Below are 19,068 nucleotides of genomic sequence, written 5' to 3' on the forward strand. Positions count from 1 at the left end.
GGCCAGCCTTAAAAAACCTGTGCTGTCAATAGAAACTGGCATACACTTACTTGAGGAATGGTTTTATGGCGCTAATTACCTTACTGGCATCACTGATGTGGGGTAAATGCCCTTCAGTATCCAAGAATATCAGCGTCGAATTGGGGATGTGCTTCTCCAGAAAATAGCCAACTTCGTGTGGAACAGCGACATCTTCCTGTGCCTGAATCAATAGCGTTGGATGAGATAGCCGCCCTATATCTACCCGATGATCCGAATAAAAAATAACTTTTGCAATAGCTAATGCGACATCTGGTCGCATGGCCGACAGCGTACTGGAAAAGGAGTTAGCTAAATGTGGACGATCCGGATTGGCCATAATCATTGGCGCAAAGCCACTAGCCCAGGCATGGAAGTTAGTTTCCATTTGGGCAAAAAGCTCGTTTAATATTGTCGTACTAAATCCTCCAATGTACCCATCCTGGTTGACATAACACGGTGACGCATTTAGTAAAACGAGTTGGGAAAACCACTCTGGCTCCGCAATGGCAGCCAATGCTCCACTCATACCGCCTGCCGAGTGCCCAATGAACGTAACATTCTGTAGGCCAAGCTCTTCAATAATGTCTAAGATATCGCTTGCATAAGCATGCAGGTGTTTATATTTCCAGCTCGTAAAGTAGGGAACTGTTTTATCATTAGCGCCCACATAATCGAACAAAACTACTTTATACTCGTCTGTAAAAGCCGCGACGACGTCAAGCCAGGCACGCTGGTCGGTACCAAATCCATGCGCACATACAATTGTCTTCTCCGACAAAAGATTGCCCAGTAATTGCACATTGTTTCTAGCTGCTACAGACATGAATAAAGTCAATATTGTTACTTTCAACAAATAATGGTAATTATAAGTAAATTTAACAGGTATATCCGTAAAGTAGGCTCTTAAAATATTGATATAAACTTTATGGCGCTAATCTCCTTGGTTTGTGGCTATCTGCTCTTGTTTTTGTGTAAGTTTTAGCAACCACCAATAGGTTAGAATCGACGAATCATTCCGCGGGCTTTAGCGAATTGACTCATGGTTTTAGAACGTTTCACTGCCCCTCCTCTGTACCGATGATGCCTGGTGGGTCAACGGGCAGTAACTGAAAGTCGCGGGGCGCCAATTCATCTAACCCAATCCGTGTTGAAGTGCCCCGGAACGTATTTCCGCTTTTTCTGGAATGGCAATTTCCGATCGAATCGCTGAGATAAGGGCTAAACCAACTCACCCAAATGACCATGCTAAGCGTTTGGCCGTACACATAAACCACCTCCGCAAAGTGTTAAAAGATGGAATAGGCAGAATAACCTGGGAGTAACCCACCAGCGAATCATTCGGGGAGCCAGCACCCTGCTTAAACGTACTGGTTGGACCGTAGCCGAGATTGACTACGCGCTTGGCTTTGGCGACTAGGTTCACGTTAGGAGCTACTTCAATAAGCAAACGTTCTGGACTCCAGCCGCTATTCGAACGGTTGATGCGACCAAGTTCTGATAAATTTATGCCTGTCTACGTGTTTAATTTTAATGCTGATTTGATTCAACAAACATTCATTAAGATGGTCCAGGTTTACAGTACAGTTGAGTTAAAACAGTAAAAAAAGCCCTATCGTGGGGATAGGGCTTAGTCGAAGTAGTCTGGAGGAAATATTTGTTGCCCATAACGGGCCGCGGTTTCCTGTAGCTTTTTGACATACTCTTTATCCATCGCTGGATTGGGTTTGAACTCCCCATAAGCAACCGGTTGGCCAACCTCTTCAAAAAATTTCTCCAGGCCAGCGGGAACGACGGTACAAAGAAGGTGAGCCATTTCACCCGTGTTATTTTTGAAACAATGGACAATACCGCCTGTGGGGACAGTTATAAAGGATCCCTTCTCAGCAATATAGCTACCGGCCTCTGATTTGACCTCCACTTCACCATCGATGACATAAAATGTTTCAGCGAAACCAGCATGCGCATGAGGTCCGGGACCGCCACCGGGGGGTATGAGCATATCAATCGTGGCAAAAGCGCCATTAGTGTCTTCCCCAGCTACCAGGATTCGATACGTAGCACCCACTACGGAAACATTCTTTCCCTCTTTAGGTCCGCGGGTTAACGGATAATTTTTAGTGTCCATACGGATAAATTTTTGGCTAACGAAACTCTAGGAATGGCCTATTAAATCGCTACTACCGGGCTTTAACGTTTACTTTTTAGGTTCTGCTCTGAATAAAAAGAAGGTGGTGATCATCATATAGATAGCCGTACCCCCGTGGATCAGTAAATGCGTCACATCCTGTACACCGTTGACGGCCAAAACAGTAAGGCAATCGGATACGGGAATAATGATGGCTGCCCCGAAGGCGAAAGCTGTTGCCTGGGGCTTCCGTGGGATCAGGAACAGGAGCACTACCAGGCCCGAAAATATATCCCGGATGCCTTTGACCCAACCATACGCCATTGCCTCTTTAGTAGGCGCAAGCGGAATGCCAAACCCTTCGGCGCCAGCGGCAGGAGCCACCATAAACCGCAAACCCAGGAAAATGATGCCCACCGCAGCCAGCGCCGTGAGCCAGTACGAGACCGAACGTGGTCCCCAGAAATTGATTGGTTGTGTTTTCATCTGCTTATCTGATTTGTTAAGCAAATGTCCCCCGGCTACATTTTTTATTCATTCACCCAGGTTAATTAATGGTGCCGGGTTTCTCGTTTCCGGATTCGGGATAGCGATTGCGGTTTAATGCCGACATACGAAGCAATGTAATACTGGGACACCCGCTGACTGATCACTGAAAATGTGTGCAGGAAGCGTTGATAGCGCACCTCAGGCGAATCTTTGTAAAAGGAGGATAACTGCTGGAGGACAGTGACGAAAACCTGTTCGATACCCAGTCGACCAAGGCGCTCACCCTGCTTCACGCCCTGATAAATTTGTTGCAGCCCCTCATAGCTTACCACATAAAGTGACGTGTCTTCCAGGGCCTGAATATTTTTACTGGATGGTGCCTGAGGGAGGAAGCTTTCATAATCACAGACAAAATCGCCCTCCCTGCTAAAATAATAGGTGCCCTCATCGCCATCCTCATTGATATAGTACCGAACCAATCCGGCGCTGATCATGGCCACAGACTGGCATATCTGCCCTTCAAGCAAAAAATGCTCCCCCTTTTTGATCCTCTTTTCGGTAAATAGCTGTTTTATCAATTGCGCTTCATCCTCCGATAGGCTGATGATTTGGCTGATCCTGTCGATTAGGAATTCCATCAGGCAGTATAGTTTATGTTTAATTTAAGTAGTTGGTCTGGCAAACTAGGAACGAACACCACATGCAGCAGCCCGATCAACAGTGTCAGCAGAATCGTCACTACGACCGATTATACTCCCCCGTCAGAAACAAAAATGAACCGGCTATTCCCGCTTCAACGCCATTGACTTTTGAGCCACCAACAGACCACGGCCTGCCAACACCAGCGAAAAACCCTAGAAGGCGTATGGCATCTTTTGCCGAGAATGATGAACAGGCAACGATAAAAAGTTACGTGATCAACTACCAATCTCTACTATTTTGTACTGAAAAAGTCTGAATCGGGCGTTTAAGATTTTTATCGGTTGGCATGATTGATTTTCATGAATGATTTCTTTGCACATTTGTGGAATCATCATCAATTTAATACAGCTTATGACTCCTATCAATAACACGATATACAGCTACAAATTCTTTTTTTTGGGCCTTGTCGCCATATTCATGACAGGTATTTCGCTAGGGCAAACGACAGGTACGGCCGTTACGTTAGGCGGTAAACCAATTCATACCGTCGGTAAACTACCCGCGGTGGGAACTCCAGTCAAAGATTTCACATTGACCGGGGTTGATCTTACGGATAAGACGTTAGCCGATTATAAGGGCAAATATGTGATCATGAATATTTTTCCAAGTGTGAACACAGGAGTTTGTTCCAAATCGGTACGAAAATTTAATGAGGATGCAGCTGGACTAAAAAACACAACCGTGCTCTGTATTTCCAAAGATCTGCCTTTTGCTCAAAAAGCCTTTTGTGGTGCGGAAGGCATTAAAAATGTAGTGATGCTTTCTGATTTCAGAACTGATTTTGGCAATTCTTATGGGGTGCAAATTGCCGACGGACCCATGAAAGGTCTGTTAAGTCGGGCGGTAATTGTAGTGAATCCCGAAGGTAAAATCATCTATGAACAGCAAGTACCGGAAATAGGTCAGGAGCCTGATTACGCTGCCGCCATTGCTGTCATCAAGTAGGGTCCAGACTGAGTTAAGTGGTTAGTAAAAACGGGTAATGGCTCAATACGGTTGAATGCAAAAAATTACTGATTGATGAATAGGCTATTCACCGTCTCATAAATCAACACTACCGTCGAGTTAAGGCAGTATAGCGATGATTTCACGGGATGACATACACCTCCGGCCATTTTAGCCATCAGTAGACCCGCACCTTGCAACTGTCAATTGGCACTACCAGTAAGGAGCGTGTAAGTGCTTATCAACCTCAAAGGCGCAGTTTCAGAAATGTTCTTACAAACGGGCAACCGACAGGAGTCGATAGCCAAGCGGATGTTTTCGGTCTTGGCCCAACTACTCAGCATGGTCACCCGCTCTAGCAGTCTATTTTGCAGCCCAACATCTTGAATTAGTTAATGGACAGATCGAAGCCATCGAAAAATTCACTTCCGATGGCTTCGATCTGTTTGGGGTTATTCAACGATTAGTTTTCTTTATAGATATCCCCCGTGATGGAGACAGGGGTTGGAGGAGTAGGATGATTGGTGTACTGAACCGGTATGCGATAATCACCCGTCCAGGTTTGTTTCACGCCGGTTAGGTCTGTAAACTGAAACTTGATATGCTGGGGTTCGGCCGTTGCTACGGCAGCGGGTACTTCCCAATAATCAAGACCCGTTTTGCGACCTCTCAGGACGAGCCGATAGGCGCCTGTAACCGGACCACTGCCTTTATCAACCCAACAGACCATCTCCGTCGATTGATCGACGTCCTGCATGGGATAGCGCCAGTACATCCAAAGGTATGATTTGCTGCCATAGCTGGGTACGATTCCTCCAAATACAATTGGTTTCTTCTCAAAAGCCTCATTCGGATCGTACCATGACCAGCCTTCAGCTTGATTTCGAATCAGATAACGAGGGCACACCAACCGCCACGGGGTATCAGTAAGAAAGTTTAACTGACTGGCACGCTCAATGGCTTTACTAAACGTTTCTACGCTTCCCTTGCCACCGACTCCATTCCCTAAGGATGTGGTTCCGAGTTGACCCTGTGTTAAGGTAGGTTCGGAGGCTCCCCAAGTGCGCAGGACATCCCGAAGCAAATAATGGGCGATGGCATCCCCTTCGACAAAATCCGGGTTCAGGGGACGACTGTTCAAATCGCCATGTGGTCCAACCGCTTGCTCTTCATTTTTAAACTCGGTATCAAACCGGAACCATTGCTCCAATTTCAGATTTTCCCAACCAGCCTGCCGATCGGTTGACATCGGTAAATGCTTGCCCCCCGCCCGGAAATACAGATCCGTAATAGCCTGTTGAATTCGTTCATAGGTCAGATAGATAAAGTTGGTCGCTTCCGAACCACCATACTGACCCAGTCCCAAAATGTCCGTCGATTGACCATAGATGGTTGCTGTTCGTGCATCATCCCGATAGACCAGTAGTGGAACGGAACTACCAGAGACCGTACGCGTTAACGGCTGACCATTGCCATTTTTCTTAAAAAAAGTTTGATCATCCCATGTATTGCGCATGTATTCGACGGATCCCGCAGCAGAGGGGTTTGCCTTCGCATATTGAGCTAATGGGTTGTTTGCCCCGATTGGTGCTAATTTAGTCCCCCCCCCAAAAGCACCCCCAATAGCCGCATACGAAAAGTAGAACGGTACCCCCGGCTCTGGATCGTAGGCAATCGGCGAGGGCAACTCCGTGTAAGGACTTGTCCCTTGATCCCGGCTACGTGTTTGTAACGAATAGTTGGTTAAGGTTCCCCAGTCGTAGGGTAAAAACCAGGGCGTAGGTTTACCATCTGCATTTGCCTGAGATTTAACACCCGCCATCATATAACCAACCATATTTCTCCATTGCGCTTCATCATAGCCACCTGCCGATGTTAAATCCTCAAAATCAGGTGAGAAGGCAAAGGCTCCATTGCTGTTTGTACTCCAATCGGGTCCTTTCTTGTCATTCCAGACGGCTTGGCCAAATAATAAACCTGCTTCGGCATTATTTATATAGTATCCATGATCCGCATAGTCTCGTAATGCATTTCGGGCCTCAGTTGACATGCTAATACCAAAATTATTTGCCAGGCTTCCGCCAATAGCCCGGTACCCATTTCCCTGGATCAGGTAGTTGCCCCGGGTACCCGTTATCGTGGTTCGATCCTGGACATTCTCCGCTACGGCGTTGAAGCCCCGCGTGAGGATGGCACTGCGGTCGTCTGTATTGGTGAAGTTAGGCCCGGCATAAACTACAATTTTGCTGGACGGCACCGTTGTGGTGGGTAACCTTCGTAGCAAGACGGTATTCTGAGCTGTCTGAGGATCGAGGGGAAAATAGTTTCCCAGCGGACGCGGAGCCGACCGGGGCGCATCCACCAGCACGGGAGCAGTTGTAGTCACAAATGGATGGCCATTGTAATCGCTGCCCGACAGGGCGAAATCATAGCTGTATTTGCCCACGACAGCACCGGCAATCGGTCGATCGACGACGGGTAAACTATTGGCCGCAACGGCTGAGTTAAAGGCCGTATTTCCAGCGCTCGTCAAGGGGTAAGTCGTTAGATCCCGCTGCATGGCTTTGAAATCGGTTGTACTACCAGTAACCTTTTTGACGGGTTTATAACGTGTTTGCGCTTGAGCCGCATAAAGCCCAGGTAGCAGCAGCCCCAGCAGGCAGGCAGAAACTATATTGATCGATTGAGAACGTTTCATTGTCAGAGATGGAAAATAGATCTGATTAATACTGATTTACGATAATCTCCGCGCCATCGGGCACGTACCCTGAAGATTGGGGGCAGTTGCTAACCGTTACGGTGGCCACCGCCGTTTTACTGGCGCAACCGGCTTTGGTCGCCGTGACGGTATAGTTGGTGCTTCCATTTCCAGTTGGAGCATTGAACGTAGCGCTCTGTCCACTAACCGTGTTGCCATTGATGAGCCAGTTGTAGCTAACATTCTCACAACTGACTCCAGTACCATTGCAGACGGCCATTACCTGAATGGATTGGCCGCAGGTGGCACTAACCGGACTGGCCGAAATGGTGAAATCACAGGCCGATGTATTGTTACAAGTCGTGGCATCAAAACGAAACAGGCGGAAATCAACGGCCGATTCAGCGGTCGTTCCATAGAGCTGAATCTCTGGATTGTTGCCATAATTGTTCTGATCCCAGGTAATCCCGTTGCTGCGATACACCCGGTACGCTCCACTGGCCACGTCTTTCTGGACAAACCATTTTTGCCGATCATCTCCAGAATAAGCGCCTAGTGAGAGTTGTTCACCACTAGCCGTCCCATCATTGACCTTTATAACCTGACCGGTGCTACTCCGGGGTGTGAATTTGAACTGGCTATTTCCAGCATCGTCAACTTGCCATACCTGGTTGGGCTGGCCATTGCTCGCCTGCTGCTTGATCGACCCATCTGCCATCGCTTGCAGAGGCTGGCCTGTTTTCTGGGATTTGATGGTATAGCAGCCCACCGATAAGGAGGTTGGGGCACTGCAAGTGACACCAATGCTCACCGAACTAGTCGCAGGCGTACAACCGGCCTTGGCGGCCGTTACCGTGTAGGTGTAGTTACCGTTGGTGGCAGGAACGGTCGTTGTCACGGAGGAGCCCGTTGCGTTTAGTCCATTACCGGTCCAGGTATAACTAACTCCACTACAGTCGGCGCCTGCACAAGTGGCATTTAAGGTCACCGTGCCGCCACAGCCGGGACTGGCATTGCTCACGCTGGCCGTCGGGGTGAACGTGCAACCGGGCGATCCGGCACAGGTCTCGGTCGTTCGGGGACTAGCGATCAGTTCGTAGGTCGAGCCAGCAGCCTTGACCGAAACGGTGATGGGTGCTCCTGTTTTGTATTGAGCCGGTAGAGGCCAGTTGAATCCATATTGGTTATAACCACTAATACCATAGGCATTGGCTACGTCCTGGCGGGTGGTGTTCGCGAGTACGGTCGCTGCCTTTGTGCCATTGAGGTAGATATCGACACTAAGCGATTGGTGTGTACTGTTATTATCAAAGACCCATCCGCCAACGCCCTCACAGTTCGCATAATCGAGATTACTGCGGTAATCGCCACCCGTGCCACAGTTACTCACAGTAACGGTTGTTGTGGCCGTCTGATTCGTACAACCGGCCTTGGCGGCCGTTACCGTGTAGGTGTAGTTGCCGTTGGTGGCAGGAACGGTCGTTGTCACGGAGGAGCCCATTGCGTTTAGTCCATTACCGGTCCAGGTATAACTAACTCCACTACAGTCGGCGCCTGCACAAGTGGCATTTAAGGTCACCGTGCTGCCACAGCCGGGACTGGCATTGCTTACGCTGGCCGTCGGGGTGAACGTGCAACTGGACGATCCGGCACAGGTCTCGGTCGTTCGGGGACTGGAGGCCAATTGGTAGGTCGAGCCAGCGGCCTTGACCGAAACGGTGATGGGTGCTCCTGTTTTATACTGGCTTGGAATGTTCCAGTTGAATCCATATTGGTTGTAGCCGTTGATGCCAAACGCATTGGCTACGTCCTGGCGGATGGTATTCGCGAGTACGGTCGCTACCATTGTGCCATTAAGGTAGATATCGACACTGATCGATTCCTGTGTACTACTGTAATCGAGAATCCAGCCGCCAATAGAACTACAGTTGGCGTAATCAAAACTGCTTCTGTAATCCCCTCCTCCGATTCGAGCAGCTGACTTCTCCGCGGGTAGTAGTTGAAGTCGAAGCTCCCCTTTGTCGGCAAATAAGCTTTGCGGATCGGCCTGGCCTGTACCTCGGAGCAATCGAAAGAGGGGTTGAGCCGGTATTTTTGTGAAATACCCCTGAATGGTATACGTTGCCACCGGGTGATCGGCCGAAAGCTGATCGCCGATATAATCATGATAGGTCCCACCCGTGATGACAAATTCTTCTGGAACAATAACCTTCAGGCGGAAAGCATTCGCTCCGTCAAATGTAAAGAGCATACTGGGATGTAAGCTCAGGTAACGGGCCGTAACCGTTATTTCAACGAGCTCACCAACCTTTAGCTTATTTTTATTGGCGTGGAGCTTAAAGCCAATCGGATCATTTGAAGCTGGGCGTTGTCGGTCTTCTGAGTAGCGAGGCTTTTGTTTGTTGACCTTACTCATAGGCGGGCTCGGGGCTTTAGAAGCAGGAAATTCGCCCATACTTAAAAAGGTTGTTGCCAACAGCAATAACAACCAGCTGTGGCTGGTGATAAAGAAGATAGATTTTTTCATAGTGATTAATGAGTAACCAATAGGACCAATTCCTATTACCACCCATAAGTACTATTATAACCACATATAATTACTTAAAATATACATATATATTAATCGGTATCATCTATATATATTTTTATTAAAATTTGCAAACAAAAAAATTGACCCTACCGCCCATCTTACCCTTGATTCCTCGGCATCACCCCCTAAAATTCCGGCTGAATTAGTCGGCAAGTGGTCGCATGGCACGTTCTCGCCCACCAACTTCTGGAATGACACCGGTACCTATGCTGGTAATGCTTATAAGCAGGCACTGGTTTTCGATTTTCATGCGGATGGTACGTATGAAGAGTAGGTTATAAATTCAACCACCAGCTACAACTGCCGAACAGGAGCCTACACGTAGTTTAAAGGCGTACTAACCGTCAATGAAGCCAATTACTCGTTACCTATTCAACCCACGAATGGCACATACCGGGGCTTTTATGCCTGTGCACCCAAATGAAAGCATAAACCATTATGGAAAATTGTGCGGAGAATCGCCTATTTTTATACGGGGTGACGTTCAGACAAACTATACACTGACTAGTGTCTACACAGGTCAGCCTGTAGCGGGTTTGTAACATCTTGAGGAGAGACTCCTGACGCAACCGGTTATTAGCTACATTTTGATTTCATTGAAAGAGGCTATCAACACGAGCAATTAGATCATGATCACCAACGATCTCTCGCTGGTTTCGAGCGGATGGGCATTTAAACATGCGTTTCGTTTATTCCAGGCGACTCAGGCCATGCAGTTAACGAAGCGCTATAATTGACAGAATTATATACTCGACCTTACAATCGTAATTTCTCAAACCCGGTATGCACCTCTCCTATTGGATCGTCGTAAGTTGTCTGCTGGTGGGCATGGTCCTCAGTGTAAAATCGGGTAAACTCAACGTAACGGGCGCGCTAACCGGGGGGGTGCTGGGTTTTGCCATCTTTCTGGGCGCTGGCCTACCGGGTCTGGTGATGCTGGGCACTTTTTTTATTGTTGGCTCACTGGCGACCAGTTGGCAACTACCCGCTAAGATAGCCGCCGGATTAGCCGAGCCGAACAAGGGACGACGAACCGCTTCCCAGGTGGTAGCCAATGCCGGGGTAGCTGGCATAACAGGTTTATTAGCCTGGTTCTATCCGGCTCAGGCGAATCTGTTTCAGCTGATGCTTACCGCCAGTTTCGCATCCGCCACTGCCGACACCTGTGCGTCGGAATTAGGCAATGTCTATGGACGACATTTTTACAACGTCCTCACCGGACGTACCGATACCAGGGGGCTGGACGGAGTAATTAGCCTGGAGGGAACACTACTGGGTTTTCTGGGGAGTTGCCTGATTGTGGGTATCTATGCTGTTAGCTTTGGCGGGGGCTGGTCAGTCCTGTGGATTCTGGTGGCTGGCACAATCGGCAATCTGGTTGACTCCGTGCTGGGTGCCACTCTGGAGCGGAGGGGGTATCTGAAGAATGACGCGGTAAATTTCCTCAATACATTGGTAGCGGCACTGGTGGTCCTGCTATTTCCAACCTGGTAACCGGAGAATCTATCAGCTCATCGAATGCCGGTAACTCTATCTAACGTAGTGGTATCGGGTATCAGATCAGTAAGGACATGCCCCTGCGGGCTTAGTATTCGTATGGCACAACCCATTCTTTACAAACAGTTGCTTCGCTCCGCGTATCTGACGATCGGGATGCTTTTACTTTGGGTGGGCCTGGATACCTGGCTTGACGGAACCGCCTGGGCGGGCCTGCCAATCAGCCAATCGGCTGTGACAGTTGAGTATTGCGAGTTCAACCATGTTCATCGCTTCTTTCATCAACCCATCAATACCTATTCCAACCTGGCGTACTTCTTTTTGGGAGTTCTCCTCCTCCAGATTGCCTGGGCAGATCATACACAGCGCGGGAAGCTGGGGCTGAACCGACTGGCCAATTTTCCGATGCTTTCGGCCTTGCTGGGTGGGTGTTTTGTGTATCTGGGCGTTGGAAGTGCTTTTTTCCACGCGTCGCTCACGTATCTGGGCCAGCGGGTAGATATGAATGCGACCTACAGCATTATGCTGACGCTGGTGGGCATTGCGCTTTATCACATTGGCCACCGGTTGCGGTGGACACCTGCTCAAAAAACCATTTGGGTGCTGGCGTTACTGATTCTTATTGGCGCATTTTTCAAGATTGCGTTGTTAATACCCAGCTCCCGCCTGGTGCCAGTGTTGATTTTAGGATTGAACGGATTGATGATTATTAACTACGTCCAGTTCCGGAAAGAGCGTTCGTTGTGGCTGATCGGGCTGAGTATAGTACTGATTGGGGCGGCCATAAAAATACGGACGCTGGACGTACAGAAAGTAGGCTGTGATCCGTATTCCATCTTCCAGGGGCATGCCCTCTGGCATGTGCTGACGGGGTTAAGTAGTTTTTGCAGCTACTCGTTTTTTCGCTTTACAAAAACACGAATCTAACCTTTGTTGAAGCACTTCCGATAAAAACTGTTGGCGTAAAGAGGGTTTAATTTACCTGATTTGTCAGGTTATTTCTGTGGAATAAATCAGTTAATAGCTTGGATTCTGCGTTAGTAGTGGGTTGAGGCCAACTTCGGCAGCTGGTATGGGGAACAGCAATCGAAAGGGAGTGACAATGCGGCCATCCGTCGGTAGGTAGTTGGCCTGCGCTTTGATTTTTGCCCCGAACGCATTCAGCGTGGCCACCGCCGTGCCGCTACGGACTAGATCGTACCATCGCTTATTTTCAAACGCCAGTTCCACCCGTCGTTCGTGCAGTATGACCTGGCGCATCGTAGCCTGATCAGCGGCCTGGGCGTTGGGTAAACCTGCCCGGCTCCGCACAGCGTTCAGGGCAACCAATGGAGATTTGCCCTGTTCGTTCTGCGCTTCGGCCAGGAGCAGCAGAGCCTCGGCGTACCGGTAAATCGGGAAATTGTCAGCCGAACCGGTCAGCGCCGACAGGGGAGCATGCAGGTATTTTTTTATGTATGGAACCGCCACCCGGCCAGTTGCTGAGGCTGTGTAGCCCACGAGGCTTTTGACGGCTGAGTAGGTAAATAAATTACTGGCATTATAGGTACCTTCGGTAATCCCGATAGAAGCGTCTAATCGTTTGTCGGTTGATTCATAGGCGCTGATTAGGTCCGATGTGGGTGTGTTAACCCCACCCGCCCCGCTGTTATTGATGGCAACGCCCGTTAGCAACGTAGTGTTGGTACTGCGGGGCAGGAAATTGAACGATAGGGTATTCGGCGTGGTGCCCGTCGTGGTCCCATCCAGATACTGCACCTCAAAAAGTGACTCTTTGCTGTTTTTGTTGGTTGGCAAAAAGACGCTGGCATAGTCTGCGTTCAGGCCGTAGCCCATGCCGGGCAGGGTGGCCAGCAGCGTTTCGGCTTCGGCCCAGCGCTGCAACGTAACCAGCACATCCGCCAGCAGCACCGTGGCCGCCCCTTTAGTGGCCTCGCCGGTTTGTGGAAATTTGGCTGGCGCGTTCAGCTCCCGGACGGCATCGTTGGCATCCGCAATGATCTGCTGATAGACCTGATTCGGCGTAGCGCGGGGCAAAAACGCACCATTGGCGTCCTTTACTTCATCAATAAACAGCGGTACTCCGCCAAACAGCCGGACTAATTTGAAATAGGCAAAGGCCCGAAGAAACTTGCATTGTCCATCGTAACTGGATAGAGAAGCGGCCGAAAGCCCACTAGCCGTCTTCAGTCGGCCAATGGCCAGATTAGCCCGGGAAATAATCTGGTACAGATACTGCCATTCAGCCGCCGTATATGAGTTGGTCGCTCCGTCCTTGAAATCTGAAATGTTTTCCCGGAACACGAAAGCCGTACCCCGGTTAGACAGTACTGACTGATAGAACGTGTTGTCCGAGCGCATTTCGGACAAATAGAAATCATTGTTCATCAGATCGAGCAGCGGAGCGTAAGCGGCCGTCACTGCCTGCCTGAACTGGGCGTCCGTCTGAAAATACGTATCATCGGTATAGGCGGCTTTGGGGGCTAAATTCAGATAATCTTGCTGGCAGGCGGAAAGCGTCAGGCCGATTGCCAGGGCGTATAATTTGGTCTTCTTCATGCTGAGCGTGGGGTAAGAAACTATTAACGAAAGGTTGCCGAAAGGCCGACGGCAAAGGTTCTGGGAATGGGATAGGCGTTCTCGTCGACCTTCAAGCCCAGCGTCGCGTCCTGGCCGGCAAAGTTGATTTCGGGGTTCATGCCGCTGTAGCCGGTTAAGACAAACGCCTGCTGAACGGAAGCATATACCCGCAACCCTTTCAGCGCCGAGCGGTCGCTGAGGCCAAACGTATACCCCAGCGCAATGTTCTTGAGGGTAAAATAGGAGGCATTTTCCAGCCACTGCGAATTAACGCTACGTCCCAGGCCGGTAGTGCCGGTTTTCGTGCGTGGGTAAACACCCGAACCCGGATTGTCAATTGATCGCCAACGGTCAGCGGCAGCGGCCAGCGGTACGCGCGACCCATCCAGATTGGTCTGGTAGGCCCACTTGGCCGCATTCAGCAGTTGACCGCCTACCGAGAAAGCGGTGCTGATGCTCAGGTCGAATTTTTTATAGGTCAGGTTATTGCTGAAACCACCCGTAAAGGTAGGCGTCGGATTGCCGATGAATGTCCGGTCGTTAACGTCATCAATAACCCCGTCGCCGTTGATATCCTTGACTTTGATGGTGCCAATGTCCGACAGACCGTTGGGGGCAGTGGCCGTCGCCTGGTATTTAGCCGACTGGTCCAGGTCGGCTGCATCCTTGTACAGCCCCTGAAAGACAAACCCGTAAAACTCGCCCAGGTGATGACCAACCTGATTGCGGAAATAATCGGAACTTACGGTATTGTTCCGGCGGATATAGCCAGGATCGACCAGCGCGTTGATCAGGTTACGGTCGAACGATATGTTGAAATTGCTGTTCCAGCGGAAATCCGGCCGGTTGATGTTCACCGTGTTGAGGGTTATCTCGTGACCCCAGAAGGCGAGGGCTCCCACGTTATCCAGAATAGACGTGAACCCCGACGAGGTGGGCAGGGGCCGACTCTGAATGAGCCCGTCCGTATTCTTGAAATAGTAATCGTAGGTCAGGTTAATCCGGTTGTTGAGCAGCGTCAGGTCGAGGCCCAGGTCGAACTGGCGGCTCCGCTCCCAGCGCAGATTCGGGTTACCCAGGTTGCCAATGGTGGTCCCCTGCGTGATAACGTTGTTAAAGTTGTAATAGTAATTGGACGTTGTCGACTGGGCGACGTAATTACCAAAAAAGTTGTTTCCCGTAATGCCGTAGCTCGCTCGTAGTTTCAATAAATTAATCCCCTTAAAGCGCTTCATAAAGGCCTCGTCGCTGACAATCCAACCCGCCGAAACGGACGGAAAATTCCCATACTGACGGCTGGTACCGAACCGGGAGGAACCATCGCGCCGAAAGGCGCCCTGGAGCAGGTAGCGTCCCTGGTAATTGTAGTTCAGCCGCACCAGCGTCGATAACAGCGCATAGGCCGTGTAGTTGCTGCTGCCTGTCACGCTGGTGGCGGCCGTCAGGTACGTAATGTCATCGTTGGGAAAACCCAGCCCAGAGAGTGTGTTGCTTTCCTGGGTAAACTTCTGGGCAGAATAGCCCGCCAGCAGGTTCAGGTGATGATCCGTTTTAATAGTCAGGGTGTAATCAAGATACCCTTCGGCCGTATAGGAACCGTTATCTGTGGCGCTGCTGGTGCCGTTAGGATTATTCACTGTTGAACTGACGATCCCGGACTGGTAATAGTGGCGTATTTCATTGCCTTTATCAATCCCGGTATTGAATTTAAACTGCAACCCTTTCATTACTTCATAGGTCAGAAAGGCATTTCCCAGAATACGGGTCGTTTTATAATCGTCATTCGTCAGGTTGAACTGGGCCAGCGGGTTAATGTACGCGACCATGCCCGGCGAATACGTATCGCGGTTGTAGCTACCATCAGCATTATAGGGTGATTTCAGGGGACTGGCTTCAAAAATGCGCTCGAATAAGCCACCCACGCCGTCCGTCGCTAACCGGTTATTATGGTCGATGCGGTAGCTGGGAGCCAGGCCGAAGCCTAATTTGATCCGTCCACCCGCGATGGTCAGATCCTTGTTCAACCGACCACTAAACAACCGGGTGCCCGTATTGATCAGCACTCCTTGCTGCTCCTGATAGCCGAAGAGCGCCGTGGAGGACGACTTCTCCGTGGCCGACTGCACGGTCAGGTCGTAATTCTGAATGGGAGCCGTTCGAGTCAGCAGCTTATACCAGTTGGTGCCTTCCCCGTATTGCGCCGGATTTTCATATTCGGCTGGTGTGGCGGTGGCTGGATTCTCATATTTCCGGATATCCTGATAGCGCTCGTTCATGAACGTAGCATACTGCTGGGCGTTCATGACCTTCGGTGCCCGATTATCGGGTAGTTTCTGCACGCCATAGCTGGCGTTAAACTGAATCCTGGCGTCGCCCGCCTTGGCATGTTTAGTCGTAATGAGTACCACCCCGTTAGCCGCCCGTGAGCCATAAAGAGCGGTGGCTGCGGCATCTTTCAGCACGCTGTAGCTCTCGATTTCGTTGGGATTGATGTTATTGATACTACCCGTTATCGGCATACCATCGACCACGAACAGCGGCTGGTTATCCGAATAAAAGGAAGCCGCCCCGCGAATCCGAAAATCGGTGCCCCGACCCGGCTGTCCACTGCTTTGCTGCACCGAAACACCGGCAATTTTCCCCTGGAGTTGCTGGGCAAACTGTTGAACCGGCATATCTTCAAGCAGCGAAGCATCCAGCGTAGCCACTGAGCCGGTAATTTCCCGACGGCGCTGCCGACCGTAGCTCACGGTTACCTCCTGCAACGAATTGCCTTCACCGGCTCCCAACTGTACATCCACGACCTGTTCGCTATTGGCCGTAACATTAACATTTTTTACCTCTTTCCGGGCGTAGCCTACGAACGTGGCTGCCACCGTATAACGACCGGGGGCCACGGTCAACCGGTATCGGCCGTCGGCATTGGCCACGGCTCCCGTCTGGGTGCCAACGATTACTACGGTAGCCCCCGGCAGCGGGCCGGTATTATCGGATACTAAGCCCCGGATGACGCCGGTAGGTTGCTGAGCGCGTACCTGGCAAAACACACTTATCAGTAAAATGACGACGAGGAACTGTTTTTTACCGGGTAAAAATGAGCAAAAGTTGAGCATACAAGCTAATGGACGAATTGGCGGCTACACGACCTTCGCGAAGGCCAGTTTTTGACGGAGCAAAGTTCGGAACCCAGTTTATAGCTAGTATGGAGCTAATATTAAGTTTATAAGAACATGCCCATAGGCAAATAATAATCTATTAACATTAGTTGATTTGTAATTTATACACTACTGACAGTGAGACAGTTGTATTTAATATTGAGTTAATAGTGTATCGCTATCTTTGCGATCATTATATTAATCACTTGTCTATGTCCTGTTTTTTCTCCCGATGCCTGGTTGCCTCATTCCTGGGTGGCGCTGTACTGGCAATGCCAACGGTAGGCGTTGGTCAAACCGTAGCTACCGACGAACCGGTACGCAACACCCCTGGACCGCCTGCCATCGTTAAATCCGGTGACTTCTCACTGGCTATCATTCCAGACACCCAGTATTACGTAGCCCAGGCGCAACTGGGTGGTAGCGTTGATATGTTCACCGCGCAGATTGACTGGATACAGAAAAATCAGGCCAAAGAAAACATTGCGTACGTCGCCCATATGGGGGACATCACCGAACACGGAGACAATCCGGTTACCGCCCGCTCCGAATGGTACTTAGCCAAGACGGCGCTTTACAAGCTCGAAAACCCGGTAAGCATTCCCTACGGGCTGGCGATCGGGAATCACGACCAGTTTCCCGCGGGGCATGCCGTTACGGGAACGACCAATTTTTATAACCGCTACTTTGGCATCAACCATTTTGAGGGCAGACCGTATTATGGGGGACACTACGGGACTTCGAATGACAGCCATTATGATCTGTTCTCGGCGGGTGGCCTCGATTTTATCGTGTTGTACCTGGAGTTTGACGCTCATAATGAAGACCGTACTAATTTGTATGCCTGGGCGAACACGATATTAAGTCAATACGCATCCCGCAAGGCAATTGTCGTGAGCCATTCGCTGATTCACTTCAATCCGGTGAAAGGAACGAATACGCCCCAGGCTCCTTTCAATGCTGAAGGGAAAGCCGTCTACGAAAGCTTAAAGGGCAATCCTAACGTATTTATGATGCTTTGTGGGCACATTGGCGATAATGGGGAGGGCTACCGCACGGACGTCTATGATGGACACACCATCAAGACGTTTCTCAATGATTACCAGAGCCGACCTAACGGGGGCCATGGGTTGATGCGCCTGTACAGGTTCAACATCAAAAAAAATGAGCTCAGCGTAAAAACTTTTTCGCCATATGGCAACGAAGAAGAGACGGATGGAGATAGTCAGTTCACGATTCCTCTGTTCCAGTGAGTGGCTGTATACGCTGATGGCGTATGGTAGGGATAAAATCAAGACACTTGCCTGACCAGGATTGACCGGACTCCTGACTCTGGTCATATCCCTAACTACTGCCTCCGCCTATCCCAATTATGTGGGCGTTCTACCGGATTTACTCGCATTTGAGGAAGCGGCCCCCATGCTGTGCGCGGGCGTTACGGTCTATAAAGGGTTGAAGGAGAACGAGGTCAAGCCTGGTCAGTGGGTGGTTATTTCAGGCATTGGCGGATTGGGGCATCTGGCCGTTCAGTATGCCAAAGCCATGGGTATGCGGGTGGCCGCCGTAGACATTCAGGATAATAAATTAGCCCTCGGCGGGCAAGATAAATAGTCGTGTCGTACTACGTATTGCAGAAACCGAAGCGGAGCTACAAGCACATTCACCAGCTACTCATTCACTGGCGAATTTGGCCGCCTAAGTGGTGACTACTCATAAATCGAAACCCGCTGGCATTTCCAGACGTCGGCATCTGATAAATTACCCACCCCAGCATAACCTTACGCCGTTTGCCCAGACATTTCGTAATGTCCTATCCGACAGCGCGTTGCCTTCGTCTGATTTAGAACCGTTTCCGAAACAACCTGTTCATCGAGCAACAGAATGTCATACGAACGTAGCAGCAAATGCATCGTTATGGCCAACTCGCGCGAGGCCAGCAGTGTTTCGGGTTTAACTTCGCCCACCCACGATTGATTAAGCATCTCCAGCCAGTGATTCAGCCGCGCTTTCGCCTGTTGTTTGGCAGCTCGACAAGCTTCCTTGTTGAGCGAAGTGCCTGCTTCGATGTCGTACGCATGGACAACCGTCAGGTGAATCGCTTTTTCAGGAGTAGTGGTCAGCCACGAACGTAGGGCTAGAGCGGAATCAACTGAGCAGTCTGTGGAATAAAAGGCCGTTTTCATGGAAATCGTCTGGCGTTACATAAAGGCTCAAAAATAGCTGGCTCATCTGTCCAGACAGATGAGCCAGCTTAGCTTCCAACCTG

General features: G+C 50.0%; 16 protein-coding genes. 6 read left to right on the forward strand and 10 right to left on the reverse strand.

The window, feature by feature from the left end:
* Positions 1-46: 46 nt before the first annotated feature.
* The 5 genes from ACYVEA_RS31845 to ACYVEA_RS31865 form a co-directional block, all read right to left on the reverse strand.
* Positions 47-844: an alpha/beta fold hydrolase gene (locus ACYVEA_RS31845; protein ID WP_461117414.1), complete on the reverse strand. Its 798-nt coding sequence runs from the start codon at positions 842-844 to the stop codon at positions 47-49.
* 232 nt (positions 845-1,076) lie between these two features.
* On the reverse strand, positions 1,077-1,295 hold the full coding sequence (locus tag ACYVEA_RS31850; RefSeq protein WP_461117415.1) for a hypothetical protein: 219 nt from the start codon (positions 1,293-1,295) through the stop codon (positions 1,077-1,079).
* Between the two features lie 353 nt (positions 1,296-1,648).
* On the reverse strand, positions 1,649-2,146 hold the full coding sequence (locus ACYVEA_RS31855) for a cupin domain-containing protein (protein WP_461117416.1): 498 nt from the start codon (positions 2,144-2,146) through the stop codon (positions 1,649-1,651).
* 69 nt (positions 2,147-2,215) lie between these two features.
* Positions 2,216-2,632 carry a DUF4267 domain-containing protein gene (locus ACYVEA_RS31860; RefSeq protein ID WP_461117417.1) on the reverse strand — a complete coding sequence of 139 codons (417 nt, stop codon included), beginning with the start codon at positions 2,630-2,632 and terminating at the stop codon, positions 2,216-2,218.
* Positions 2,633-2,697: 65 nt separating this feature from the next.
* Positions 2,698-3,273 (reverse strand): Crp/Fnr family transcriptional regulator, encoded by a 576-nt coding sequence (locus ACYVEA_RS31865; protein ID WP_461117418.1) that lies wholly within the window; start codon positions 3,271-3,273, stop codon positions 2,698-2,700.
* A 62-nt stretch (positions 3,274-3,335) separates the two neighbouring features.
* Here ACYVEA_RS31865 and ACYVEA_RS31870 point away from each other — a divergent pair, with 62 nt between their 5' ends.
* On the forward strand, positions 3,336-3,593 hold the full coding sequence (locus tag ACYVEA_RS31870; RefSeq protein ID WP_461117419.1) for a hypothetical protein: 258 nt from the start codon (positions 3,336-3,338) through the stop codon (positions 3,591-3,593).
* A gap of 47 nt (positions 3,594-3,640) precedes the next feature.
* On the forward strand, positions 3,641-4,282 hold the full coding sequence (tpx, locus tag ACYVEA_RS31875; protein WP_461117420.1) for a thiol peroxidase: 642 nt from the start codon (positions 3,641-3,643) through the stop codon (positions 4,280-4,282).
* Between the two features lie 463 nt (positions 4,283-4,745).
* On the opposite strand, the gene ACYVEA_RS31880 is transcribed toward tpx, so the two are convergent.
* Entirely contained in the window at positions 4,746-6,980 is a 2,235-nt protein-coding gene (locus ACYVEA_RS31880) for a hypothetical protein (protein WP_461117421.1), read from the reverse strand.
* A gap of 25 nt (positions 6,981-7,005) precedes the next feature.
* A complete protein-coding gene (locus ACYVEA_RS31885; protein WP_461117422.1) occupies positions 7,006-9,507 on the reverse strand; it encodes an RICIN domain-containing protein in 2,502 nt (833 codons plus the stop codon).
* An 846-nt stretch (positions 9,508-10,353) separates the two neighbouring features.
* Here ACYVEA_RS31885 and ACYVEA_RS31890 point away from each other — a divergent pair.
* Together ACYVEA_RS31890 and ACYVEA_RS31895 are read left to right on the forward strand one after the other, a co-directional pair.
* Positions 10,354-11,064, forward strand: coding sequence for a DUF92 domain-containing protein (locus ACYVEA_RS31890; RefSeq protein ID WP_461117423.1), 711 nt, complete (start codon positions 10,354-10,356; stop codon positions 11,062-11,064).
* A 102-nt stretch (positions 11,065-11,166) separates the two neighbouring features.
* Positions 11,167-11,994 (forward strand): ceramidase domain-containing protein, encoded by an 828-nt coding sequence (locus ACYVEA_RS31895; RefSeq protein ID WP_461117424.1) that lies wholly within the window; start codon positions 11,167-11,169, stop codon positions 11,992-11,994.
* 90 nt (positions 11,995-12,084) lie between these two features.
* Here the strand turns inward: ACYVEA_RS31895 and ACYVEA_RS31900 are convergent, their stop codons facing one another.
* Entirely contained in the window at positions 12,085-13,626 is a 1,542-nt protein-coding gene (locus ACYVEA_RS31900; protein WP_461117425.1) for a RagB/SusD family nutrient uptake outer membrane protein, read from the reverse strand.
* A gap of 23 nt (positions 13,627-13,649) precedes the next feature.
* Positions 13,650-16,760, reverse strand: a complete 3,111-nt coding sequence (locus ACYVEA_RS31905) for a SusC/RagA family TonB-linked outer membrane protein (RefSeq protein ID WP_461117426.1) — start codon at positions 16,758-16,760, stop codon at positions 13,650-13,652.
* 254 nt (positions 16,761-17,014) lie between these two features.
* On the opposite strand from ACYVEA_RS31905, the gene ACYVEA_RS31910 reads away from it, so the two are divergent.
* Together ACYVEA_RS31910 and ACYVEA_RS31915 are read left to right on the forward strand one after the other, a co-directional pair.
* Complete coding sequence (locus ACYVEA_RS31910) at positions 17,015-18,055, forward strand: metallophosphoesterase (RefSeq protein WP_461117427.1); 1,041 nt, start codon at positions 17,015-17,017, stop codon at positions 18,053-18,055.
* A gap of 121 nt (positions 18,056-18,176) precedes the next feature.
* Positions 18,177-18,413, forward strand: coding sequence for a hypothetical protein (locus ACYVEA_RS31915; protein WP_461117428.1), 237 nt, complete (start codon positions 18,177-18,179; stop codon positions 18,411-18,413).
* A 167-nt stretch (positions 18,414-18,580) separates the two neighbouring features.
* On the opposite strand, the gene ACYVEA_RS31920 is transcribed toward ACYVEA_RS31915, so the two are convergent.
* A complete protein-coding gene (locus ACYVEA_RS31920) occupies positions 18,581-18,985 on the reverse strand; it encodes a hypothetical protein (RefSeq protein ID WP_461117429.1) in 405 nt (134 codons plus the stop codon).
* Positions 18,986-19,068 lie beyond the last annotated feature (83 nt).

Source organism: Spirosoma jeollabukense (genome assembly GCF_054777855.1).

Excerpts from the sequence above, each read along its gene's own strand:
- ACYVEA_RS31845 (WP_461117414.1), bottom strand. The coding sequence starts at position 844 with ATGTCTGTAGCAGCTAGAAACAATGTGCAATTACTGGGCAATCTTTTG.
- ACYVEA_RS31855 (WP_461117416.1), bottom strand. The coding sequence starts at position 2,146 with ATGGACACTAAAAATTATCCGTTAACCCGCGGACCTAAAGAGGGAAAG.
- ACYVEA_RS31860 (WP_461117417.1), bottom strand. The coding sequence starts at position 2,632 with ATGAAAACACAACCAATCAATTTCTGGGGACCACGTTCGGTCTCGTAC.
- ACYVEA_RS31865 (WP_461117418.1), bottom strand. The coding sequence starts at position 3,273 with ATGGAATTCCTAATCGACAGGATCAGCCAAATCATCAGCCTATCGGAG.
- ACYVEA_RS31870 (WP_461117419.1), top strand. The coding sequence starts at position 3,336 with ATGCAGCAGCCCGATCAACAGTGTCAGCAGAATCGTCACTACGACCGA.
- tpx (WP_461117420.1), top strand. The coding sequence starts at position 3,641 with ATGATTTCTTTGCACATTTGTGGAATCATCATCAATTTAATACAGCTT.
- ACYVEA_RS31880 (WP_461117421.1), bottom strand. The coding sequence starts at position 6,980 with ATGAAACGTTCTCAATCGATCAATATAGTTTCTGCCTGCCTGCTGGGG.
- ACYVEA_RS31885 (WP_461117422.1), bottom strand. The coding sequence starts at position 9,507 with ATGAAAAAATCTATCTTCTTTATCACCAGCCACAGCTGGTTGTTATTG.
- ACYVEA_RS31890 (WP_461117423.1), top strand. The coding sequence starts at position 10,354 with ATGCACCTCTCCTATTGGATCGTCGTAAGTTGTCTGCTGGTGGGCATG.
- ACYVEA_RS31895 (WP_461117424.1), top strand. The coding sequence starts at position 11,167 with ATGGCACAACCCATTCTTTACAAACAGTTGCTTCGCTCCGCGTATCTG.
- ACYVEA_RS31900 (WP_461117425.1), bottom strand. The coding sequence starts at position 13,626 with ATGAAGAAGACCAAATTATACGCCCTGGCAATCGGCCTGACGCTTTCC.
- ACYVEA_RS31905 (WP_461117426.1), bottom strand. The coding sequence starts at position 16,760 with ATGCTCAACTTTTGCTCATTTTTACCCGGTAAAAAACAGTTCCTCGTC.
- ACYVEA_RS31910 (WP_461117427.1), top strand. The coding sequence starts at position 17,015 with ATGTCCTGTTTTTTCTCCCGATGCCTGGTTGCCTCATTCCTGGGTGGC.
- ACYVEA_RS31920 (WP_461117429.1), bottom strand. The coding sequence starts at position 18,985 with ATGAAAACGGCCTTTTATTCCACAGACTGCTCAGTTGATTCCGCTCTA.